At 41.0% G+C, this 21,269-nt stretch carries 23 protein-coding genes; 17 read left to right on the top strand and 6 right to left on the bottom strand.

Features of this window, described 5'->3' with window-relative positions; genetic code table 11:
* Positions 1-93: 93 nt before the first annotated feature.
* The 3 genes from QUF78_RS24880 to QUF78_RS24870 all read right to left on the bottom strand — a co-directional run bounded on the left by QUF78_RS24880 (position 94) and on the right by QUF78_RS24870 (position 2,848).
* Positions 94-1,251 (bottom strand): endonuclease, encoded by a 1,158-nt coding sequence (locus tag QUF78_RS24880; protein WP_289326787.1) that lies wholly within the window; start codon positions 1,249-1,251, stop codon positions 94-96.
* Between the two features lie 206 nt (positions 1,252-1,457).
* Positions 1,458-1,805: a phage holin family protein gene (locus QUF78_RS24875; RefSeq protein WP_289314575.1), complete on the bottom strand. Its 348-nt coding sequence runs from the start codon at positions 1,803-1,805 to the stop codon at positions 1,458-1,460.
* Between the two features lie 152 nt (positions 1,806-1,957).
* On the bottom strand, positions 1,958-2,848 hold the full coding sequence (locus tag QUF78_RS24870; protein WP_289326786.1) for a TetR/AcrR family transcriptional regulator: 891 nt from the start codon (positions 2,846-2,848) through the stop codon (positions 1,958-1,960).
* Between the two features lie 650 nt (positions 2,849-3,498).
* Between QUF78_RS24870 and katA the strand changes: the two genes are divergently transcribed.
* The 4 genes from katA to QUF78_RS24850 all read left to right on the top strand — a co-directional run bounded on the left by katA (position 3,499) and on the right by QUF78_RS24850 (position 7,039).
* On the top strand, positions 3,499-4,953 hold the full coding sequence (gene katA / locus QUF78_RS24865; protein WP_289326785.1) for a catalase KatA: 1,455 nt from the start codon (positions 3,499-3,501) through the stop codon (positions 4,951-4,953).
* A 488-nt stretch (positions 4,954-5,441) separates the two neighbouring features.
* Entirely contained in the window at positions 5,442-5,582 is a 141-nt protein-coding gene (locus tag QUF78_RS24860) for a hypothetical protein (RefSeq protein ID WP_289326784.1), read from the top strand.
* A 1-nt stretch (position 5,583) separates the two neighbouring features.
* The gene (locus QUF78_RS24855) at positions 5,584-5,760 is read left to right on the top strand and encodes a hypothetical protein (protein ID WP_289326783.1); all 177 of its coding nucleotides are present in this window, start codon (positions 5,584-5,586) and stop codon (positions 5,758-5,760) included.
* Between the two features lie 85 nt (positions 5,761-5,845).
* The gene (locus tag QUF78_RS24850) at positions 5,846-7,039 is read left to right on the top strand and encodes a M14 family metallopeptidase (RefSeq protein ID WP_289326782.1); all 1,194 of its coding nucleotides are present in this window, start codon (positions 5,846-5,848) and stop codon (positions 7,037-7,039) included.
* 443 nt (positions 7,040-7,482) lie between these two features.
* Here QUF78_RS24850 and QUF78_RS24845 read toward each other — a convergent pair whose 3' ends face one another.
* Complete coding sequence (locus tag QUF78_RS24845; RefSeq protein WP_289326781.1) at positions 7,483-7,809, bottom strand: hypothetical protein; 327 nt, start codon at positions 7,807-7,809, stop codon at positions 7,483-7,485.
* Positions 7,810-8,083: 274 nt separating this feature from the next.
* On the opposite strand from QUF78_RS24845, the gene purT reads away from it, so the two are divergent.
* The 10 genes from purT (at position 8,084) to rpsN (ending at position 15,561) form a co-directional block, all read left to right on the top strand.
* Positions 8,084-9,244 carry a phosphoribosylglycinamide formyltransferase 2 gene (gene purT / locus QUF78_RS24840; RefSeq protein ID WP_289326780.1) on the top strand — a complete coding sequence of 387 codons (1,161 nt, stop codon included), beginning with the start codon at positions 8,084-8,086 and terminating at the stop codon, positions 9,242-9,244.
* A gap of 451 nt (positions 9,245-9,695) precedes the next feature.
* Complete coding sequence (locus QUF78_RS24835; RefSeq protein WP_289326779.1) at positions 9,696-11,063, top strand: alkaline phosphatase; 1,368 nt, start codon at positions 9,696-9,698, stop codon at positions 11,061-11,063.
* A gap of 22 nt (positions 11,064-11,085) precedes the next feature.
* Positions 11,086-11,733, top strand: coding sequence for a DUF4352 domain-containing protein (locus tag QUF78_RS24830; RefSeq protein WP_289326778.1), 648 nt, complete (start codon positions 11,086-11,088; stop codon positions 11,731-11,733).
* Positions 11,734-11,836: 103 nt separating this feature from the next.
* Positions 11,837-11,989, top strand: a complete 153-nt coding sequence (locus tag QUF78_RS24825; protein ID WP_072272311.1) for a YpzG family protein — start codon at positions 11,837-11,839, stop codon at positions 11,987-11,989.
* Between the two features lie 205 nt (positions 11,990-12,194).
* Positions 12,195-12,575: a nucleotide excision repair endonuclease gene (locus QUF78_RS24820; protein WP_289327401.1), complete on the top strand. Its 381-nt coding sequence runs from the start codon at positions 12,195-12,197 to the stop codon at positions 12,573-12,575.
* A gap of 164 nt (positions 12,576-12,739) precedes the next feature.
* Positions 12,740-12,910, top strand: coding sequence for a hypothetical protein (locus tag QUF78_RS24815; RefSeq protein WP_181762212.1), 171 nt, complete (start codon positions 12,740-12,742; stop codon positions 12,908-12,910).
* Positions 12,911-13,344: 434 nt separating this feature from the next.
* Positions 13,345-14,538 carry a GTP-binding protein gene (locus tag QUF78_RS24810; RefSeq protein WP_289326777.1) on the top strand — a complete coding sequence of 398 codons (1,194 nt, stop codon included), beginning with the start codon at positions 13,345-13,347 and terminating at the stop codon, positions 14,536-14,538.
* 19 nt (positions 14,539-14,557) lie between these two features.
* Positions 14,558-14,707, top strand: a complete 150-nt coding sequence (gene rpmG, locus QUF78_RS24805) for a 50S ribosomal protein L33 (RefSeq protein WP_034310390.1) — start codon at positions 14,558-14,560, stop codon at positions 14,705-14,707.
* Positions 14,708-14,893: 186 nt separating this feature from the next.
* Complete coding sequence (locus tag QUF78_RS24800; RefSeq protein WP_289326776.1) at positions 14,894-15,142, top strand: hypothetical protein; 249 nt, start codon at positions 14,894-14,896, stop codon at positions 15,140-15,142.
* A gap of 149 nt (positions 15,143-15,291) precedes the next feature.
* On the top strand, positions 15,292-15,561 hold the full coding sequence (gene rpsN / locus QUF78_RS24795) for a 30S ribosomal protein S14 (RefSeq protein WP_289326775.1): 270 nt from the start codon (positions 15,292-15,294) through the stop codon (positions 15,559-15,561).
* A 479-nt stretch (positions 15,562-16,040) separates the two neighbouring features.
* Here the strand turns inward: rpsN and QUF78_RS24790 are convergent, their stop codons facing one another.
* Both QUF78_RS24790 and QUF78_RS24785 read right to left on the bottom strand, forming a co-directional pair.
* A complete protein-coding gene (locus tag QUF78_RS24790; protein ID WP_483313869.1) occupies positions 16,041-17,693 on the bottom strand; it encodes an alkaline phosphatase in 1,653 nt (550 codons plus the stop codon).
* A 283-nt stretch (positions 17,694-17,976) separates the two neighbouring features.
* The gene (locus tag QUF78_RS24785; protein ID WP_289326774.1) at positions 17,977-18,363 is read right to left on the bottom strand and encodes a VOC family protein; all 387 of its coding nucleotides are present in this window, start codon (positions 18,361-18,363) and stop codon (positions 17,977-17,979) included.
* A 360-nt stretch (positions 18,364-18,723) separates the two neighbouring features.
* Here QUF78_RS24785 and QUF78_RS24780 point away from each other — a divergent pair, with 360 nt between their 5' ends.
* The 3 genes from QUF78_RS24780 to QUF78_RS24770 all read left to right on the top strand — a co-directional run bounded on the left by QUF78_RS24780 (position 18,724) and on the right by QUF78_RS24770 (position 21,262).
* Positions 18,724-18,993 carry a DUF1292 domain-containing protein gene (locus QUF78_RS24780; RefSeq protein WP_289326773.1) on the top strand — a complete coding sequence of 90 codons (270 nt, stop codon included), beginning with the start codon at positions 18,724-18,726 and terminating at the stop codon, positions 18,991-18,993.
* Positions 18,994-19,219: 226 nt separating this feature from the next.
* Positions 19,220-19,648: a cell wall hydrolase gene (locus QUF78_RS24775; RefSeq protein ID WP_289326772.1), complete on the top strand. Its 429-nt coding sequence runs from the start codon at positions 19,220-19,222 to the stop codon at positions 19,646-19,648.
* 147 nt (positions 19,649-19,795) lie between these two features.
* Complete coding sequence (locus tag QUF78_RS24770; RefSeq protein WP_289326771.1) at positions 19,796-21,262, top strand: PAS domain-containing sensor histidine kinase; 1,467 nt, start codon at positions 19,796-19,798, stop codon at positions 21,260-21,262.
* Positions 21,263-21,269 lie beyond the last annotated feature (7 nt).

Genomic DNA, 21,269 nt, shown 5'->3' with positions numbered 1-21,269 from the left:
TTTAAACAAAATATAATTATGTGATTTTTCCAAAAATTTAGACTATTTCCCGATGAAAAGCTGTCCCAATGTAAAGGAACAGCTTTTTGTTTATCATTGCCAGATGGCGGAGGCCCATTCCGGATGATCTATGAAAGGGTTGCGATTATGTTGATATTCATTATAAATGACCTCATTTCGGTTACGCTCGAAGGCATCTACAGGGTCCTGTTCATTCCATTCCAGTAAGACAGCCAATTTACCATGATACGGGGCTGTACCATTGTTCACTTGATTATTTAGCTCTAAATTGACTTCCCCTGAATCGCCCTCGTAACGAACCGCCATATAAAACAGCATTCGGGCGACATCCCCTTTGACACTATCGCGAGGTTCCCAAGAATCCGAGTCATAGTAATTTCCTTTCGCTTCGGTGTGTTCAGAACCTCCATTATCGAAGTCCAGGTTGTTTCTTGTACTATTGACGGACGCATCAGTCGGCCGAAGGTGATGTAGATCGGTGCCAGGTCCTAAAGTGGTGCCAAAATCGCCATGTGATTTTGCCCAGACATGTTCACGGTTCCAATCATTGACACCAGATCCGTTTATTGTTTTTCCTTGAGAACGCCCTGTATAAAGAAGAATGACATTATTGGCGTTATTCGGGTCCTCATCGGTTTTCCGTAAAGCGTCCCAGACATTTGTATACGATATTTCCGTATGGTCATCGATGATTTCATGGAGGGAACTTTTTAAAGAAGCCCCTGATTTTCCGCTGGCTGATTCATAGTATGAGCCGACCCCGGGTGTCTCCGGTTCTGGTGAATCATTCCCTAAAACCATGGCAGAAACATCTTTTAAGCCTGGATGGGTGAAATATGCACTCAGTGCACCGGTTACGGTGACTTTTTTTCCTTTTAAGGAAGGATTCGATTTCAACCCAAATTCAGGTCGAAAGGAAGATGGGATCTGAACATATACCATATTGGCAATGTTTGTTTCCGCGGAACTTTCTGCTAAGGCTATGGCATAATCATTTGGATAGCTGTTCGTGACTACGGTGTTAGCAGAGGTGGGCTGTCCCACTACATAGCCACTGACCGTTTTAATCGTGCTGTCTTGATTTGCAATGGCTTGGGAAACGGAGAAAGGAGATGACAAGCTGCCATCGCCAGCCGCGGCTAGTGAAGGGGTGCCGAAAAGTGCGGGAATAAAGAATGCCAGCACGAGTAAAATGGACAGGATAAGTCTTGGTTCATGTTTTGTGAACATGTCATTCCTCCATAAATCGATTCATACCCACTTCCAGAAAAGTCAGCATGTATATGTAAAGTTATGGATAAATGGTGCCTTCTCCTTCTGGATTGTCAAAAATGAGAGAATACAGCTAGTGAGGGTTAGCGAAATTTAGGGAAATAGCCCGGGAAATATCGAAGGCCGTTATGGAAATGACATGGATACGAAAAACCGTCAGCATCCTACTGACGGTTTTTTTTACTCTTTTTTATAAGAAGGCTTTGAATGAAACTCAATAGAAATGATCCGATTAAAGCTCCCCAAAAAGAATCTATTACAAAGCCACTCACTACATAGGAGGTGATTTGAAATGTGAAGGCATTGATAATGAAAGAAAACAACCCGAACGTCAGGATGGTGATCGGCAATGTGATAAGTTGCAGAATGGGTCTAACCAGCAAGTTCATGATTGATAATATAAAAACCGCCAGCAGGGCTGTACCGTAAGATTTGATCGTGATGGAGTCGAGAAGCCAGTCAATAACGAGCAATACCAGCCCGTTGATAAGAAAGCGCATTATTATGTTCATGAAAAACTCCTCCTGAAGTCACTTTACTACAAGTCATTATACTAAAATTTCATGAATTTCAGTTATATGTTTGCAGAATTGTCACAAAAAAGAGGGATGCGGATATGTACTCCCCCCGGAAAAGAAAAGGACCCTTTTAGGGTCTTATTCCATTAGTTGATGGCAATGATCTTTTCGAATTCACTTAACTCCAATGTGTTTTTCAGCTTTGGATTGGTGTTTAAGGAAAGCAGGGCACTTTCGATGAGAAAGGTTCGCGGATCACTGTTTTGTAAAAATTCCTCTTGGATAAAGTGAATTAATTTTAAGTTTTTCACCCGTTCAGCTTCATCATCTTGACATAGCTTCAAGATCATCTTTTTTAGGTCGTTTGCAGAGTGCAGTAGTGCTGTATGAAAATCCTGCTGTGTATTGAAGCACTCCGGCAGCCATTGCTTGATTTGATCGGGTTCTAAAAGCTGTACGCCAGACTGGCTAACATCTTCGAAAATGGTTTTGATCCGGTCCACACAATAACGGATAACTTCAGTAGGGTTGAAATCGGGCTCTTTAGCCAAGGCATTAAAATGAATCGTTTGATGCATCATCCCCGAGTAAAGAATGGCACAGTCCAAAATATAGGGTTTTTTCTCAGCGCCGAAAATATCCAGAAACCGTTTTGATAGCCAATGTATATGCTGGAATTTAGCATGGGTTATGAAGTTCTTAAGTTCGGTATCATTCGAAATCATTACTTCTTCATATAAGGAAAAGAGTTTATTACTTTTATTGGAGTGCATTTGCAATTCGGATTGTTTGATGAATATTTCAATATCTCCAAGGTTTTGCCCAATCAGCAATTCATTCCGCTCTTTTTCTAATTTTTCTAGGGTAGTCAGGAAGACTGCCTTAAGCAATTCGCTTTTAGAAGAAAAATAGTTATAAAATGTTCCTTTTGAAATGCCGCTATAATCCAAAATGTCCTGAATGGATGTTGCTTGATAACCCTTTTCGATAAATAATTGGTGTGCATATTTAACTACCTGTTGTTTCCGCTCATTCATTTATATCACCCTTACTCTTATTGGACGGTCATTTTAACGTAATAGTATCTTATTTTCTATACGAATACAAACCAGTATGTTTACAATTTCTCTAGCAAAATAAGGGGGATGTCCTCATATGGATACCTTGTTTCAGTCAATTTTTTTATAGGAATTCATGGATTTTTGAAATTCAAAATGTACGTGAATGGATCAAGTCTGATGAAATCGGGAATCAACAAAATGCATCCTTCTACACTTTATGTAAATAAAGGCTAATGAAGTGAACAAAGTCACAGGAGAATCATCTGGATTGTTATAAAATAAATAGAAGGAACCAGGTGCAGCCGCATCGTATCAAGAAAGCATCTATCTCTCATTCTCGTTTACTATCCCATTAGTAGGAGAAATGATAAAAACACTTATTACGAAGGAATATTGGGCATGAGGGTCGTATACCATTATTAGGAATATTAATTTGTTTATATGTTGTACAACCAACATTTATAAAGTACGAGTAATCCATATTATGGGTATGTTTTGGGGTGAAATATTAATGGTGACTTAATGAATTGATTATTATATTAAAATTATTATAAATAAGTATTGATTTTTTTCTGAGAAGCTTTATCATTATATACATAAATAATAATGAAAAAGGTGGTTCAATAATGACGAACAAGAAAAACCTTACTACAAGCTGGGGAGCACCAGTTGGAGATAATCAAAACTCAATCACTGCCGGCGAACGCGGTCCTGTACTCATTCAAGATGTACACTTGTTGGAAAAGCTAGCCCACTTCAACCGTGAACGTGTGCCTGAACGTGTAGTTCATGCGAAAGGTGCCGGTGCATTCGGTACTTTCGAAGTAACGAACGACCTTTCTCAGTATACGAAAGCTAAACTTTTCAATGGTGTAGGCAAGAAGACAGATCTTTTTATCCGTTTCTCTACAGTAGCCGGTGAATTGGGATCTGCCGATACAGTCCGTGACCCGCGTGGATTTGCCGTTAAATTCTACACGGAAGAAGGAAACTACGATATCGTCGGTAATAATACGCCTGTATTCTTTATTCGCGATGCGATTAAATTCCCCGATTTCATTCATACACAAAAAAGAGATCCTAGAACACATTTGAAAAACCCGACTGCAGTTTGGGATTTCTGGTCACATTCACCAGAATCCTTACATCAAGTAACGATCCTGATGTCCGACCGGGGCATTCCTGCTACACTCCGTCATACACATGGTTTCGGAAGCCACACATTTAAATGGGTGAATGATGAAGGGAAAGGCGTTTGGGTGAAATACCACTTCAAAACAGAACAGGGCATCAAAAACCTTGATGTGAATCTAGCTGCAAAACTAGCAGGTGAAAACCCTGATTACCATACGGAAGACCTTTTCAATGCCATTGAAAAAGGGGACTTCCCTGCATGGAAATTATATGTTCAGATCATGCCTTTGGAAGATGCGGATACATACCGTTTCGATCCATTTGATGTAACGAAGGTATGGTCTCAAAAAGATTATCCGCTAATCGAGCTTGGCCGTATGGAATTGAACCGAAATCCTGAAAACTATTTTGCAGAAGTGGAACAAGCCACGTTCTCACCGGGGACGTTCGTGCCAGGAATTGAAGCTTCCCCAGATAAGATGCTTCAAGGACGTCTATTTGCATATGGAGATGCACACCGTTACCGTGTAGGCTCGAATCACAACCAGCTTCCGGTTAACCGTCCGAAAGTCGAAGCGAACAACTACCAGCGTGATGGCTTCATGCGGGCGGATGACAATGGAAAGGGATCTGTTTATTATGAGCCGAATAGCTTTGGCGGTCCTGCAGAATCAACGGAAAATAAAGTCACTCCTTTCGAGGTGACTGGAAAAGCTGCACAAGTGGGTCATAATAGTGATGATCACTACACTCAAGCAGGTGACTTATACCGTCTATTGAGTGCGGAAGAGAAAACTCGCCTTGTCGAAACGATTGTGGGCGCAATGAAACCTGTTGAATTGGAAGAAATCAAGCTTCGTCAAATCAGCCATTTTTACAAAGCCGATCCGGAATACGGAACGCGCATAGCTGAAGGTTTAGGCTTGGCGGTACCACAAGAAGCGTAAAATATGGAACTCCCAATCTATTTTTAAAGCAAAAAGGCATCCATTCATGAATGGGTGCCTTTTTTTATACCGGGATGTCCTGTTCATCAGGAAGGCGATGATATTCTGACCTTGACCCCAAGAAATAGGACGCCAAAAAGGTGTGCTGCAAGTTGATGAATTAAAGCCATCGTTTTATAAAGCGTGGAACAAGGTATCACTGACACCCAACAAGTTCGGTATGAATATATAGTTATAAATGTTCGTAAAGGAAGTAATGCTTTCAGATCAATAGGGGGCTGGGTACTTAGTTTATCGGTAAAGGGTGGAGTTAATGACAAAAAGAAACGGGTTTTAGTAGGCAGTCCAATTTACCAGAAACCACATATTTTACAAAAGCTTTTACTCTAACTTGAACGCTTGGATGTGGAGGGAATGGAGATTGGCCATTTTTTCATTGATGACAATGAAGATGAGCGATCAAGAAAATCCGGTTATTGACTTTTGGAATGAAACCCATTACAAGGAGGATGAACTCTGGTGCGCTCACCAGTACTATCGGCCGTTCCAGGTCAGGTAACGTGAGTGGTTTGAATGCAAGTGGAACGATAGGCCGCAGCATAGCGGGAGATTTGGAGAAATGTTTTTGAAATGCCTCACAAGTTATCTGACATCCGCTTGAAGCATCTGGGCTGGGTCAAAGAAGAAGATCGGATGGCGAAATTCAAAAGATATCAGGGATTGGATCCTGATGGTACCTATGGGAGTACCAAGCATTATTTAAGCATTCCGAATGATGCCCCCAATTTGAGGAGTGAGGATCATTAATCATGAAGTCCCTATCATGATGGCACGGGTGCTTTGGCAATAATTAAATCGAATCAGCATACATTTGGTTAAGAGGAGGTGCAGTATGGACGTTTTTGTGAGGCAGAATGATTCCTTGTGGTATTATAGCCAATTATTCAAGGTGAATTACCAACTTATCATTGATTCCAATAGTGGGATTGATCCACTTGCGCTTATGATAGGACAGCAAATCAAGATTCCTGGCTTTACGACGACCGCGCATAAGATTAGGCAAGGGGATTCTTTATGGGCAATTGCCAAATCACGTAATCTTTCATTGGACGCCCTATTTTTGGTTAATCCTAATCTCAACCCGAATGCCCTGCAAGTTGGTCAAACGATTTCTGTGCCATTAAGGATAACATGGAGGCTAGTTCAAGGAAACCAGGAATATGATTATGAGATGATGGTGACTGATGTAAGACGTTTGAAAAATATCTATCCATTTATTAAAACATCCCCAATTGGAGACTCGGTGCTTGAAAGGGATATCCCCGAAGTGCTGATTGGAAATGGTAACAAACGAGTTCACTATAATGGTTCCTTTCATGCCAATGAGTGGATTACGACACCTGTGGTCATGACCTTTTTAAATGATTATTTACTCGCAATCACGAATCAGGCTGACATCCGCGGTCTATCCATGTTTCCTTTTTATCAACAGACGATGTTATCGGTCGTTCCGATGGTGAATCCGGACGGAGTGGAGTTGGTTCTGAAAGGCCCGCCTGCAGATGAGTCATTGAAAGGTCAGCTCGTGGAATGGAATAATGGCAGCGAAGACTTCTCTGGCTGGAAAGCCAATATCAATGGAGTGGATCTGAATGATCAATTTCCCGCCAAATGGGAATTGGAACAAGCGCGCAATAATGTAACGGAGCCAGGTCCGGCAAACTATCCTGGGGAAGGCCCACTTACGCAGCCTGAAGCGATTGCAATGTCAGAGTTGACAAGAAAACGCGATTTTGGCAAAGTCCTTGCTTTCCATACCCAAGGAGAGGTCATTTTTTGGGGGTTCGAAGATTTGGAACCACCCGAGTCCGAAACGATAGTCAATGAGTTTGCGAGGGTCAGTGGATATGAGCCTGTCAAATCCGCCAATAGTTACGCAGGGTATAAGGATTGGTACATTCAGGATTGGCGAAGGCCAGGATTTACCGTAGAGCTGGGCAAAGGAACCAATCCCCTTCCTATATCACAGTTCGATGAGATTTATCAGAAATCGCTTGGGATTTTCTTAGCAGGGCTATATATGTGAATTTTGACCATATGAAAAAGCTCAACTCCGTTTCCTGGGGTAGAGCTTTTTAGTCTTATAAACTATTAGACTTGAAACGATGAGGGCTGCTGCAAAGAATAAGTAAAGTTATGCTTTACTTATCGATTGCATGATTAACTCGCTTTAAGCCTAAAAAGTAAGGACGTTCTCCAGTTTTCGTCTTAGTAATAATGCAGCCCCTACCAAAAGGAATTCTAATAGTTTTACGGTAAGGAAGTTTGTCTCCCTTAGCGCTAGTATTGGCCCCACCTACGCCAGATACTTTGACAGCCACGCATGCCATCCAACCTAATTTCATTATAATAGAAAGCGCTTACATTTACAAAAACATTCGTATTGCAAATTTCGACATTCGCATAAGTGTCCCTTACCAGTAGGAGGAGAATGGGCATATTACTGATAAGGGCCCTATAAGATTCAGGTTAATCTGTAATGAATTCCTGCAACTTTTGCGTTAGTCCACCATTGCCGAATTTAATGAACTTTGTTTTTCCGGCATCTTGTTCAGGGGTAGAAGCGAATTCCAAAAAGGCTAATAAGTTGATCCGGCGGTAAAGAATATGGACAATGCCATATTCATAGAACCAACGATCGATCGTGTTGTAAACCCCTCTATTCAGTCGGTATTGCTGCTGGCACCAGTGGAAAAATATTCTGTCCGGCAGATTTAGGTACTCCATATCTTCTAAGCCCCCATTTTGCTTCTCATTCATGATAGGGGAAATGGTCCGTAGCGATTCCTTTTGCATAGTGCAATCCTCCCTCATTGATAAAAACGAAAAAACCCCTATTCTTGTTGAATAGAGAGCCTCCAGTGAACTAGTCAGCTTATATATGTTCCTTATATAAAAGTAGTATAAAATACATTAATCCTATTTGTTAAGTTGGTATTTAAAATTATTGAAATAGATATGTTTACTTTATATTTTCCGGGAAATTCGATTGAAAATACGAATAAATATTTATGTTTATTAGTTATAGTTCGTATATAATGATTTTAAAGGTATGAGGAGGAGAGACTGAATGTATAAATCAAAAAAGATTTTATTATTGGGCTCGGGTGAATTGGGGAAAGAGGTCATACTTGAAGCACAGCGGCTTGGTGTGGAGACCATTGCTGTAGACCGCTATGAACATGCCCCTGCCATGCAAGTCGCTCATCGCAGTTATGTGATCGATATGCTGGATGCGGAACAACTAAGGAAAATTGTAGAAAAAGAACAACCCGATTTGATTGTGCCGGAAATCGAAGCCATTGCTACATCTGAATTAGTCAAGTTGGAAGAGGAAGGCTTTCACGTCATTCCGACGGCAAGAGCGGCTAAATTGACTATGGATCGTGAAGGAATCAGGAGGTTGGCTTCCGAAACCTTGGAGATTCCGACTGCAGCCTACAAATTCGCTGATACCTATGAAGAATTTGTCCAAGCTGCCAAAGAAGTCGGATTTCCCAATGTAGTAAAACCGCTGATGAGTTCTTCAGGGAAAGGGCAAAGTGTGTGCCGAACGGAAGGTGACCTGGAAGAGTGCTGGAAAATTGCCATGGAAGGCGGCCGGGTTCAAAATGGACGGGTGATCATTGAAGAATTCATCTCTTTTGATTCGGAAATTACGCTGCTTACTGTCCGAGCCGTAAACGGTACCATGTATTGTGCTCCCATAGGTCACATTCAGCAGGGCGGGGATTATATTGAATCCTGGCAGCCGCATAATATGACAGAAGCGCAAATAGCGGAAGCTAAAAGAATTGCCCATGCCATTACAGATGAACTTGGAGGGTACGGATTATTCGGGGTTGAGCTTTTCCTCTCAGGGGATAAAGTCTATTTCAGTGAAGTTTCCCCACGTCCTCATGATACGGGGCTAGTGACATTAGTGACTCAGAATCTGTCGGAGTTTGCCCTGCATGTTCGAGCGATACTTGGATATCCGATCCCGGAAATCACGCTGATCACCCCAGGTGCTAGCCGTCCATTAAAAGCGCAAGATGAGTTATCGGAATATTCTATAGTCGGTGTTGAACAAGCTTTGGCTTTACCGAATACACAAGTGCGTCTTTTCGGAAAACCGGTTACCAAGGTAGGGAGAAGGGTTGCTGTCGCCCTGTCATCTGCCGATTCAATCGAGGTGGCGAGAGTGAATGCGGCCCGTGCTTTGGAATGTTTAGAGATAGTAGAGAAATGACAGTGAAAAGCGCTTCATTGAATGGAGCGCTTTTTCATATAGCATGACCTCCATAACCAGGCCTCCGACAGAGTTCTATAAGCGAAAATAAAGCATCCTGATTGGATGCTTTATTTTCTTTTCTCCATTAATTTTTTAGCACTTTCAAACTCCTAACAAATCACTCTGATTTGAAGACGTTGAATGAAAAGAATTTGGTTCAAGATCACTTACCCACGCTGGTGTTAACTAAATCTTTATCATTCCTCTAAAGCCTGTAAAATGACCCCACTACTGATGATTTTCATGAATAACCCACAACTTCATAAAAGCGGCATGCAATTCCGAGTCAAGCTGCCTTTACTTTGTCTTAACAATTATCCTGCTGCATTTTTACATAGCCTTGACATTGAGTTCATTTTCTTCACCTATAGTTTAATTAAAGAGAAAACATTAATGGGAGGTCATTCATTTGAATCGCACATGGAGTAAAAAGGTTTTACCCATCACACTCGTTTCTGCATTAGCATTTGGAAGTTTATCATGGTCCGCTACGGATCGTGTTTCGGCAAAGGGGAATTCAAAAAAAGAACCCGAAATCAAGAACGTGATTTTCCTGATCGGTGACGGCATGGGTGTTTCCTATACCTCCGCTTACCGGTATTTAAAAGATAACCCTGGTACGAAGGTGGCAGAACGGACTGAGTTTGATAAATACTTGGTTGGCCAGCAGATGACCTACCCTGAAGACGCTGCACAAAATATAACGGATTCAGCGTCGGCAGCAACGGCAATGTCTTCCGGAGTGAAGACTTATAACGCTGCCATTGCAGTGGATAATGATAAATCAGAAGTCAAAACCGTATTGGAAGCAGCGAAGGAAAAAGGAAAAGCGACGGGATTGGTTGCCACTTCTGAAATCACCCATGCTACACCTGCATCTTTTGGCGCCCATGATGAAAATCGGAAAAACATGAATTCAATCGCAGACGATTATTATAATGACTTAATCAAGGGCAAACATAAAATTGACGTCCTCTTGGGCGGTGGGGAATCCAATTTTGTCCGTCCGGATGTCAATTTGGCGAAAGCCTTCGAAAAAGACGGTTATAGTTATGTGACAGATAAAAATCAAATGCTTAAGGACAAAAATGAGCAGGTCCTTGGTTTATTCGCCTCTGAAGGACTCCCAAAAATGATTGACCGCCCAAGTGAAACGCCTTCTTTGGAAGACATGACAAGTTCGGCGATTAAGCGTTTGAATAAAAATAAAGATGGTTTCTTCCTTATGGTCGAAGGAAGCCAAGTCGACTGGGCAGGACATGATAATGATATCGTAGGTGCAATGAGTGAAATGGAAGACTTTGAAAAAGCATACAAAGCGGCCATAGAATTTGCGAAGAAAGACAAACATACCTTAGTGGTGGCTACTGCGGATCACTCTACAGGAGGATTCTCTATCGGAGCCAAAGGAATCTATAACTGGTACGGTGAACCGATCAAGGCAGCCAAACGCACCCCTGACTTCATGGCGGATGCCATCGTCAAAGGCGCCGATGTTGAAAAAACGTTAAAGCAATATATTGATCAAAATGAAGTGAAGCTAACTAACGATGAAATCAAAACGGTAACAGAAGCTGCCAAAACAAAAAATGTGACGAAAGTCGATAATGCCATTGAAGCCATATTCGATAATCGGACCAATACTGCATGGACTACCGGGGGACATACGGGTGAAGATGTACCGGTCTACGCATACGGGCCATATAAAGAGCGTTTTGCCGGGCAGGTCGATAACACGGATCATGCCAAAATCATCTTTGATCTATTAAAGAAGTAATAACACTTCAGGGAGGGATTCAATGAACAGACTGATGATTGGTGCCCTGTTATTAACGGCATTTGGTGCTCTTAATACCCAACCAGCTTACGAAGAAGAAACAACAGCTAAAGAAAAAACAGAGGAAAGTGCACGACCACTGGTAAAAAAGGATGTCTATGTTCCGAATCCACAGCTTCCTGATGATATAAACTTGAACCAGATCGGTCAGAACGTTTCCGATGCAAAAGGCGAATTAACTTTGAAGGCCTATAAAAAAGTGAATGAAACGTTGAATGTTGGTCCGATCGAGGTTAAAGTCAAAGAAATGAAAGTGATGCATGCCACTCCGGATTACAGCATGATCGATTTCTTCCACGGCTATACGCATGATGAAGATTTCGATATCGTAAAAGTGAACGTGGAAATCAAAAATAATACGGATAAAAAAATCAAGTTTTCCCCAGTTGCTTTCCTTGAAACGGACAGCGGAGAACATCTGACATGGGAAGATGAGATTTACCTGGAAGAACTTACTGGTGAAATAGAAGGAAACGGTTCAAAAAGCGGAAACATCGGTTTCATTCTAAATGATGGAAACATAAAGGGAATATCCCTCATGACAAGTGATGCGGTGGATGAAGAAGGGGAAGTCCTTGCAAAAGGCAAGTCAGCTGAATTCGCTTTTTAAAGAATATGTATAAAAGCCTTGGAAAAATAAAATACTAGAACAAGTGATGGGGATTTCTATCACTGGACGGAATATTCAAATCCTAATGATGAGGTGATACAGAATGAGCTATAAAGATCAATTAGATCCACATTCTCAAAAGTTTCACCATAATTGGACAAGACCTAAGCGTTCAAAATCTCAAGTTAATGGCCATACGCAAGAATCGCAAACAAACATTATACTAAGAAGCAATGCAAAGGCTCACAGGTGGTAAAGGATATTCCCGACAAAGAAGGAGGCTCTTAGCGAGTCTTCTTCTTTATATTTAAAATAGTTCATCTAAACCAATCAAGGCATACATGGCTTTTCATTGATAATTATGATACCATTTACCTTTAAGATTAAAGTGATGAGCTTGGCGTGAAACTGGAGTTTCGATCCCGATTGAAAGTTTCACCTTATACAAATAGAGGACGTGAATTGTAATGATTAAAATTGAAATCCCTGCAGCGGATATAAGCATCAAACAAAGAAAGCAAGTTATAGAAGGAGACGAAGCCGTCATTCCTGAAATTTACGGGTTTATCGATTTTCATTTGATTCCCCGTGATAAAGGCGGCATCATCTTGTTTTACAATGAAAACGATGTGCTGATTTTTGTCGGGAAAGCACGTAAATTAAGACAAAGGGTCAAAAAGCACTTCGAGGATAATGTTTCTCCAATTAAAGAGCATCGTAATGAAGTCAAGAAAATTGACATTCTTATAGTCGAAGATGCCATGGAACGTGAAATCTATGAAACGTACATGATCAATAAACTTCATGCTAAATACAACGTCGACAAAGTGTTTTATAAATAAGAAGAACCTATGAAAAGCTGACTGCATATGCACTCAGCTTTTTGTGTGCGAACTTAAGTTTACATATGTACAAAAATAATTTCGTACATTTACAGCTGCTCCATGTTAGGTTAACAATGTTGGTTTATATTTAGAGTATTCCAAAACATTTCAGGAGGAAGCTATTGAAGAAAATACTTTGTAAAAAGGTGTTAGTTATCTCAATCGGGACAGTGATTGCCTTTGGGAATTTAACGTGGTCCGTGTCACAAGCTTCTAAACTGGCGAAACAGAGAGAGATTGAAACTTTTGAACAAAAGACAGTAAAATCTTCAGGGTGGGAAATGGCGGAATAAGCACAGTAACCAATAATTTTTTTCTCGATTTACAACAAAGAAATAGAAAAATGTATTGGATAATGAAACATTGTTGATGATCAGCAGCTTGTCAATATGGAAGTAAAATAAATGATAAAACTGTAATGGAGGTTCATTACACATGATGTTATGTGTGATTGGGCTTCCATTTAATTTTTGTTTTTAGTTTTAGGAAGAATGTCAGCACCTTTCATTTATCCGTGATTGCCCATGCTGAGTATTGGGTGCAATGGTTGATTACATATGTTCAGGAAGAGTATTCGAGAGGTAATTTTGAAAAAAGCTTGCAAATAGGAATGATTACGTTTTATTATTAAAGAGTGATTTTTCATGGAGGTTAACTTTTTCGTTTAAATCGTAATGATTTTGATTTGTGAACAAAAATAATAAATCAGGTAAGGGAGTGACAAGGGATGGAGAAGGAGAAAATTCCCGTTACGGTATTGAGTGGATACCTTGGTGCGGGAAAGACGACGCTTTTGAATCATATACTTGAAAATCGCAATGATCTGAAGGTTGCCGTAATCGTTAATGATATGAGTGAGATCAATATTGATGCTTCGCTGGTCAAAAAGGGAGGGTTTACCCGGACGGATGAAAAACTTGTGGAAATGCAGAATGGCTGCATTTGCTGTACGCTTCGTGAGGATTTAATGATCGAGGTGGAGAAATTGGCGAAACAAGGGGACATTGATTACATCGTAATTGAATCGACGGGGATAAGCGAGCCGGTACCTGTAGCCCAAACCTTCTCCTATGTTGATGAAAGCATGGGAATTGATTTATCGGAATATTGCCGGCTGGATACGATGGTCACCGTTGTTGATGGGTATAACTTTTGGCAAGACTTCACTTCCGGAGAAACACTTATTGACAGGATGCAGGCAACTGATACTGCGGATGGCAGGGAAGTTGTCGATCTATTAATAGATCAGATAGAGTTCTCCAATGTCATCCTGTTAAATAAAATCGATCTAATGGATGCTGACGCCGTGGAGGAACTGAAAGCGGTTCTTCATAAGATGAATGCAGATGCGAGGATCATCGAAACGGATCATTCCAAGGTGCAGCTAAAGGAAGTATTGAATACTCATTTATTTGATTTTGAAAAGGCAAGCCAAGGTGCAGGCTGGATAAAAGAGTTGAATGAAGAGCATATCCCTGAAACCCTTGAGTACGGGATTTCATCCTTCGTTTACAGAAGGAAATTACCCTTTCATCCATCACGGCTGATGACGTGGTTAGAAAGTTGGCCGGTGGAAGTGGTGCGGGCAAAGGGCTTCCTTTGGCTGGCATCAAGAAATGATATAGCCGGATTGTTATCGCAAGCAGGACCGTCATTAACGATTCAAGCAGCCGGTAAATGGGTCGCAGCTTACCCTGAGGAAGAACAGCTCCAAATTTTGCAGGAAGCACCTGAATTACTGGAACGGTGGAATGCGGTATATGGTGACCGGATGACGGAGCTGGTTATGATTGGCATCGAGATGAATCAAGAGGAGATAGAACGTGAACTAGATCAATGTTTACTGACTTCAGCAGAGTTGCAGCAGGATTGGTCTCTGTATGAAGATCCATTACCTGCATTTACGGAAATAGTCCATTAAAATTTAGGAGGAAAAAAACATGAGAGTGAACATTACTTTAGCATGCACTGAATCAGGGGACCGGAACTATATCACAACGAAAAATAAGCGGAATAACCCGGACAGGATCGAATTGAAAAAGTACTGCCCGCGTTTAAAGAAACATACGCTTCACCGTGAAACGAAGTAATTTCGAGATTTAAATCGTAATGATTATGCTTTATGAAGAGATTGGATGTAAAAGGAGGGAAGTTCATGTTGGAATGGATCATTATTGGCGGAGGCATTCAAGGTACGACGATGGCTGCATTTTTACTAAAGTCTTATCCAGGCCCGTAATAAGGGATCCATTCCACCTGACTTACATAAAGCGCTGATGAATCAAGTTAAACAGGGATTATTGCGTGTGATGGATGTTGAAGTGATAAGCGCTGTGTGGAGGGATGGGCATATTAGCCTCAGGGATAAAAATGAAAAGGTTATTCAACAAACAGGGACGATCCTTTTGGCGACCGGCTTTAAGTCATCAATGCTTGGGAAGGATTGGCTAACGCCAGTCATCCAGTCGCATGGTTTACGCTGCGCGGAATGTGGTTATCCGATTGTATCGCAGTCATTGCAGTAGAGACCTGGTTTATATGTCACGGGAGCATTGGCTGAACTTGAAATGGGCCCGATATCCATGAATATATCGGGAGCAAGGCAGGCAGCGGAACGGATTGTGAACAGTTATAGGATTAATAAAATCATTATGTTTAAAAAAGGAGAATATAAATGGCGAAAAAATCCAAGGTGGTAAAAGCACAAAAACAGTTGGCAATGGTCGAAAAATATGCAGAAATCCGTAGGGAATTGAAGGAGAAAGGTGATTATGCTGCATTGGCCAAACTCCCGCGGGATTCTTCGCCGACAAGGGTCCACAATCGTTGCGGAGTAACAGGGAGACCGCGTGGGTATATGCGCAAATTCAACATGTCCCGTATCGTTTTTAGGGAACTTGCACATAAAGGGCATCTGCCGGGTGTCAAAAAGGCAAGCTGGTGAAGCGTGGTGATGAAAGTGATTAGGGATGAAAGTCTTTCATTCACTAGAATCAAGTCCTAGTAATACAAAGAACAGTCATAAAAAAGGGAGCCCTAGTATGGGCTCCTTTTTGAAGATCCAGATTGCCGCATGGCTAAACCCTTTTTAGCCCGTAGTTGTTACCAAACCAAGATTATGGCGGACTTTATCATAAAACCATAGCGATGTTCAGGAACCAATTGGCTCAAAGCCACTCCTACATCACCTTAGGTATGATTTCTATCTGAATTTTAAAGCAAAGTGAATGGAACGGAAGGTGCAGACTCCTGCGGGAAATGCTCCCGGACCGCCCGCGGAAAGCGAGTGCCTGGAGTGGACAAATTGTACTAATCAAAAAAAACTTTAGGCAAACTCGATTTTCATTGAGTTTTGCCTAAAGTCGGAGCCCTTGTTAAAACAGGGACTCCTTCCATTCGCTCATCATTATAAAGAAGTGATGCTTACTTGACTGCCTTTAATGCTTGTTCAGATATATAGAAGTCTTTTCCATTGTAAACGGTGATCGCATTTATTTTCTTTTGCTGTGTAGACTTAGAAGTCTTCATGATAACGATATTCTTATTTGCAGGCAACTCCACTTTTTGCTTACCCTTTTTTGCTACGAAAACTGGGTTATTCGGGTCAGACACATCAATACGGGTTGAATATCCCTTTTTCTCAAAGGAATCTTTAGCATTCATGTATAGTTTATTCGATAACTTTTGTAAATCAAACCCCATGAATTGGGCCATCTTTTTAGCGAGATCTGTATTCTCCACTAATCCTGTCGGTTTTGAAGGGCCATAAGAATACATGAATACGTCTTCTCCTGTATGACCGCCTGTTGTAAAGCCAATGTTGGCACGGTTAGCAAGCATCTTTGTCATGTCAGCCCCTACGTTTTTAGAAGAGGATAGTTTTGCTGATTCTTCAGCTGTCAGATCATTAAGTCCATAAAGGGCTGCAACTTCCTTTAGATTGGATTTATCTGATTTCAACTTACTTAAAGCTCCTTCAACTGTCATCTTCGCTTTCTTTAATGGATCGATGTAGGCTGAAACGGGTGTTTCCGGGTAAGAGGAGTTCGTGTTTAAGTTACCCATTGTAATTCCGCTGTTCCCATGGTCCGTTACAGCAATAACCATCGTGTTTCCATCTTTTTTTGCAAACTTAAGTGCCTCGTCCACGGCATTATCAAAAGCTAAAGTATCACTGATCATTCCGATTGTGTCGTTTCCGTGAGCAGCCCAGTCAATCTTGCTGCCTTCAACAAATAGGAAGAAGCCGTCTTTATCTTTTTTCAAGGTTTTAAGGGCTTTATTGGTCATTTCTGCTAAAGTGGGCTCACTTGGCTTTGTTGTTTCACGATCAAAATCATATGCTAGGGCACTTGGTGCAAAGCTTCCCCAAATTTTATTAGATTTAGAGTTTAACAGCTCATCTCGGGTTTCTACAAAGTCATATTTGCCATCATCAAGCACTTCCAAAAGGTTTTCCCCATCAATTCTTGCATTTTTTGTTTTACCTGGTGAAAGGGATTCCTTGCCCCCTCCCAAAACCACGTCAATGCCCTGATAAACCTGTTGTTCCGCAATATCAGCGTAATTGCTTCGATGTGTCACATGAGCTGAAAAGCCTGCGGGTGTAGCATGCTGGATTTCAGAGGTAGAGATGATGCCAGTTGCCTTTCCCGCTTGTTTCGCCCCTTCCAATACGTTGGCGACTGGTTTATGGGCATTTTTCGGATTAACCGGATCGAGCCCTGGAGAATTGACGATGGATGGCAGGACACCAACAAATTTATCATTGGATTTATTTCCTGTCGCAAGCGCTGTTGCTGCAGGAGCTGAGTCTGTAATCGCTGATTCAGCTGAGTATGTACGCATACCACCAGCCAGCATTTCGTCCATGGCCAGATTATCGCCTTTATACCATCTTGAAAGGGTTGTGGCACCTGTACTTGTTCCGTCCATAACCATCATGATGACGTTTGTTGGTTCTTTTTTCTTGTCTTTTGCCTGAACATCTTCCTTCATTGCTGAAATACCCAGTGATGAAAGGGCTACTGTACCCGCTAACGTAATTCCTGCTACCTTTTTACTCATTTTCCCCAAAATGCATACCTCCAAAAATATACTTGATACATCTAAGGATATATGGGATATATTAAGAAATTCCTTCATTTAAGTAAAGAAAGGTTTTTTATCTGTAAAATTTGATTTTCTCGCTATAAATGAAATGAATGTACCATTTGAAAGCGCGACTGTTATTTATCATGGAAAAGCTCATGGGAAATGGACTGAAGTGTTATTTTTGAAGGCCGTTCAGAAGGAATAGCTTAAGAGTGAACGTTAAAAAAGCAGAAATCCCATGGACTCTGCTTTTTTAGTATGCTAGTTACCTTTGGAAAAATTCAATCCACTCTTTTTCTGGTCCATAAACGTAGAAATAGCGATAACCATTTGGAAGTGTGACGATTTCCTCCTCAATAAGCTCGGTGTTATCCAAGCTTTTGATCCGGGCATATTCTTCTTCGATATCATCCACGGTAATGGCAAAATGGTGGATCGTTGCTTCGGATGGCAGTGTGTCGCTATATCCTTGAATCAATTCTATTTCTGTTTCGTCCGACTCTTCGTAACCCAGGAATGCCAGTTCGATTACCCCATTAGTATGAGGCATGCGTAATTTTAATTTTAAATCCAGCACATCTTGATAAAAGGCGATGGATTTTTCAAGATCTTTTACAACGATGCCAATGTGATCGACCCTTTTCGCAGCCAAGAAAACTTCCTCCTTCATTATGTTCATGTGCAATATGCTGATTAATAGTATGTATAACATTATTCGGAATTAAATTACATTTTTATAGCCTTTTTTAGATAATATTTAAAATAATGTTAATGAAGAGGAATTATTGGTGAATATTGAAAGGTGAGCTGTGACGTTATGGATGATATTTTTTATTTTTTTTCATAATATTGTCTATTCAGATTCGAGGTATAAAATTATTGTGTTTACATTACATTATGTTGGAAAGAATAGAATTTATATTTTTACAAGGCAAATATTTGTTTCTATATGGATTAGTCGATATACTATGGAAACAACACCATTATTAATGGATATGAGAGGAGAGGTAATATGGGAAAAATTCGTGAAGGTGAAGTTTTCACTCTTTCTGATGATAATGATGAAGGCCATGAAGTTGAGGTTTTAGGATCATTGGATGTAGAAGGAACGGAATATGTAGCGGTAGGTTTGCTTGAGGATATTGAAGAGGATACTGAAGAAGATATCGATATTTTCTTTTTCAGGGTCGAAGGCGAAGGTGAGCTGCTCGATATCGAATCGGATGAAGAGTTCGAAAAGGTATCATTGGCGTTTGAAGCCGCATTTGAAGAGAAAGAATGATGGGACAAGATAAAAGACGGCACAATATGTGCCGCCTTTTTTATATGTATAAGAAAGTATTGGCCCCGCCTTCGCCATATACCATGATAGCCACTCGTGCTATCCAACCTTACTTAAGTATAGGATTGTATTATTGATGGGACATGTACGCTATATGAAGATTTTGTTAAAAAACGGAGCATTTTACCATCTCCAAGGCATAGGATAAAAAAGTGGAGGTGATAGGATGGCTGTTGTAAAGCACACTGATGCCGATATTGCTTTATTGGCAAGGTTGCTTAGAGCTGAAGGCGAGGGCGAAGGCGATCAAGGCATGTTGATGATCGGGAATGTAGGGGTGAATCGGATCAGGTCGAATTGTTCCGATTTCAAAGGGTTAAGGACGATTCCAGACATGATTTATCAGGAACATGCCTTTGAAGCTGTGCAGAAGGGGTATTTTTATCAACGAGCAAGGGATAGGGAAAAAAGGCTTGCACGCCGCAGTGTAAGTGGTGAAAGGCTATGGCCCTCGAAATTTAGCCTATGGTACTTCAGGCCACCGGGAGATTGTCCGGCAACCTGGTATAATCAGCCTCTGGTTGGGCGATTCAAGCTTCATTGCTTTTATGAACCAACAGGTGCAGAGTGTCAAAATATTTATAATACATTTTAATGAAGAGGCTGAACCTTATGGAGGTTTAGCCTCTTTGTGCATCAATCCCTAAATGGTAAATATCATATGATAAAACTGGCAAATGATTTACTGTTACTGTAAAATTGAGACAGTAAATTTCCGGATAAGAAAGGAATAAAAAAATTGATGAGTAAAGAGCTTATTAATTATGGACAAGGGCAAATGGGGGAGCAGTCGGAGGATAATACTTGGAAATTCAGGTCTTTCATGGAGAATAACCCGGACGCCATTTCCATTGTTGATCTGAAAGGTAAGACTCTTCAAGTAAATGCAGCTTTTGAAGAGTTTTTTGGTTGGACGAATGATGAGCTCATTGGCATGCCATTTCCCATTATTCCTGAATTCTTGAAGGAATCAGTCAAAGGATTGCATGACCAGATTAGGGCTGGGGTACAAAAGAAAGGCTTTGAAACGGTCAGGCAAAGGAAGGATGGCCGGTTAATCGATGTGAGCATCTCCCTATTTAATATCCGGGATAAAGAAAATGAGCCGTGTGCACTGGTCTTCGTTTATCGGGATATCACGAATCAAAAACTTGCTGAAGCTGCCTTGAAGGAAAGTGAACAAAGGTATCGCAGTTTAGTGGAGGTGTCACCTGAAGCGATTTTTGTGCATCGCAATGGGATCATAGAGTATATGAATCCCATGGGGGCAAAAATGCTTGGGATGGATAGTGTGGAAGATATTATCGGTAAATCAGTTTTTCAATTCGTTCACCTGGATTCCCGGGAAAGTGTACAAAAAAGAATCGAGATAATGAGGGACGATTATCAGGCGGTTGGTTTACTGGAACAAAAGTTTATTCGACTTGACGGACAAGTATTTTATGGAGAAACACTCGGGCTTCCGATTATTTATAAAGGTCAGCCAGCCATACAGGTATTCTGCAGGGATATTACGGAGCGTAAAAAGACCGATGAGCTGCTCTGTAAATCCAATATGTTATCAGCGGTAGGACAGATGGCTGCGGGTATCGCACATGAAATAAGAAATCCATTAACTACGGTAAAAGGATTTTTACAATTATTAAGGGAAGACCCTGAGCAAAAGGACTATCTTGAAATGACGGTCAGTGAAGTTGAGAAAATCGAAATCCTGGCCAATGAATTTTTAAGTTTAGCAGAGCCTGAAGCGAAGGTTTGTGAATCGATACGGCTTAACGAAATATTGGATAGTGTGATTACGTTAGCCGAGTTTCAAGCGATATTGAATGATGTTGAAATCATCAAGGAATTCAATACGGATTTGGCATCAGTCATTGGCGAACCGAATCAGTTAAAACAAGTATTCACGAATGTCGTCAATAATGCGATAGAAGCCATGCCGAATGGCGGCAAACTTCATATACAGTTAAACCATGAGGGCGCCTCCGCAATGATCCGATTCATTGATCAAGGTTGTGGAATCTCAAATGAGCGCATGAAGCATATAGGTCAGCCTTTTTATAGCACCTCGGAAAAAGGAACAGGGTTGGGGCTCATGGTCAGTACTAAAATCATCCATGAACATAATGGGGAAATTCATTTCAGCAGCGAAGTGGGAAAAGGGACGATTGTAGAAATCATTCTCCCAATCAACGAAAGTTCACAATGAAAAGTGA

Source organism: Peribacillus sp. ACCC06369, from assembly GCF_030348945.1.
Classification (GTDB): Bacteria; Bacillota; Bacilli; order Bacillales; family DSM-1321; genus Peribacillus.
Note: the sequence above shows the minus strand (reverse complement) of the source record. Positions and strands in the feature narration are given on the sequence as shown.

Coding starts and splice junctions, on each gene's coding strand:
- QUF78_RS24870 (WP_289326786.1), bottom strand. CDS start 2,848: ATGAATGAGCGGAAACAACAGGTAGTTAAATATGCACACCAATTATTT.
- QUF78_RS24825 (WP_072272311.1), top strand. CDS start 11,837: ATGAGCTATAAAGATCAATTAGATCCACATTCTCAAAAGTTTCACCAT.
- QUF78_RS24845 (WP_289326781.1), bottom strand. CDS start 7,809: ATGCAAAAGGAATCGCTACGGACCATTTCCCCTATCATGAATGAGAAG.
- QUF78_RS24780 (WP_289326773.1), top strand. CDS start 18,724: ATGGGAAAAATTCGTGAAGGTGAAGTTTTCACTCTTTCTGATGATAAT.
- QUF78_RS24855 (WP_289326783.1), top strand. CDS start 5,584: ATGCCTCACAAGTTATCTGACATCCGCTTGAAGCATCTGGGCTGGGTC.
- rpsN (WP_289326775.1), top strand. CDS start 15,292: ATGGCGAAAAAATCCAAGGTGGTAAAAGCACAAAAACAGTTGGCAATG.
- katA (WP_289326785.1), top strand. CDS start 3,499: ATGACGAACAAGAAAAACCTTACTACAAGCTGGGGAGCACCAGTTGGA.
- QUF78_RS24830 (WP_289326778.1), top strand. CDS start 11,086: ATGAACAGACTGATGATTGGTGCCCTGTTATTAACGGCATTTGGTGCT.
- QUF78_RS24775 (WP_289326772.1), top strand. CDS start 19,220: ATGGCTGTTGTAAAGCACACTGATGCCGATATTGCTTTATTGGCAAGG.
- QUF78_RS24875 (WP_289314575.1), bottom strand. CDS start 1,805: ATGAACATAATAATGCGCTTTCTTATCAACGGGCTGGTATTGCTCGTT.
- QUF78_RS24770 (WP_289326771.1), top strand. CDS start 19,796: ATGAGTAAAGAGCTTATTAATTATGGACAAGGGCAAATGGGGGAGCAG.
- QUF78_RS24860 (WP_289326784.1), top strand. CDS start 5,442: ATGAAACCCATTACAAGGAGGATGAACTCTGGTGCGCTCACCAGTACT.
- QUF78_RS24810 (WP_289326777.1), top strand. CDS start 13,345: ATGGAGAAGGAGAAAATTCCCGTTACGGTATTGAGTGGATACCTTGGT.
- QUF78_RS24850 (WP_289326782.1), top strand. CDS start 5,846: ATGGACGTTTTTGTGAGGCAGAATGATTCCTTGTGGTATTATAGCCAA.
- QUF78_RS24880 (WP_289326787.1), bottom strand. CDS start 1,251: ATGTTCACAAAACATGAACCAAGACTTATCCTGTCCATTTTACTCGTG.
- QUF78_RS24800 (WP_289326776.1), top strand. CDS start 14,894: ATGAATCAAGTTAAACAGGGATTATTGCGTGTGATGGATGTTGAAGTG.
- rpmG (WP_034310390.1), top strand. CDS start 14,558: ATGAGAGTGAACATTACTTTAGCATGCACTGAATCAGGGGACCGGAAC.
- purT (WP_289326780.1), top strand. CDS start 8,084: ATGTATAAATCAAAAAAGATTTTATTATTGGGCTCGGGTGAATTGGGG.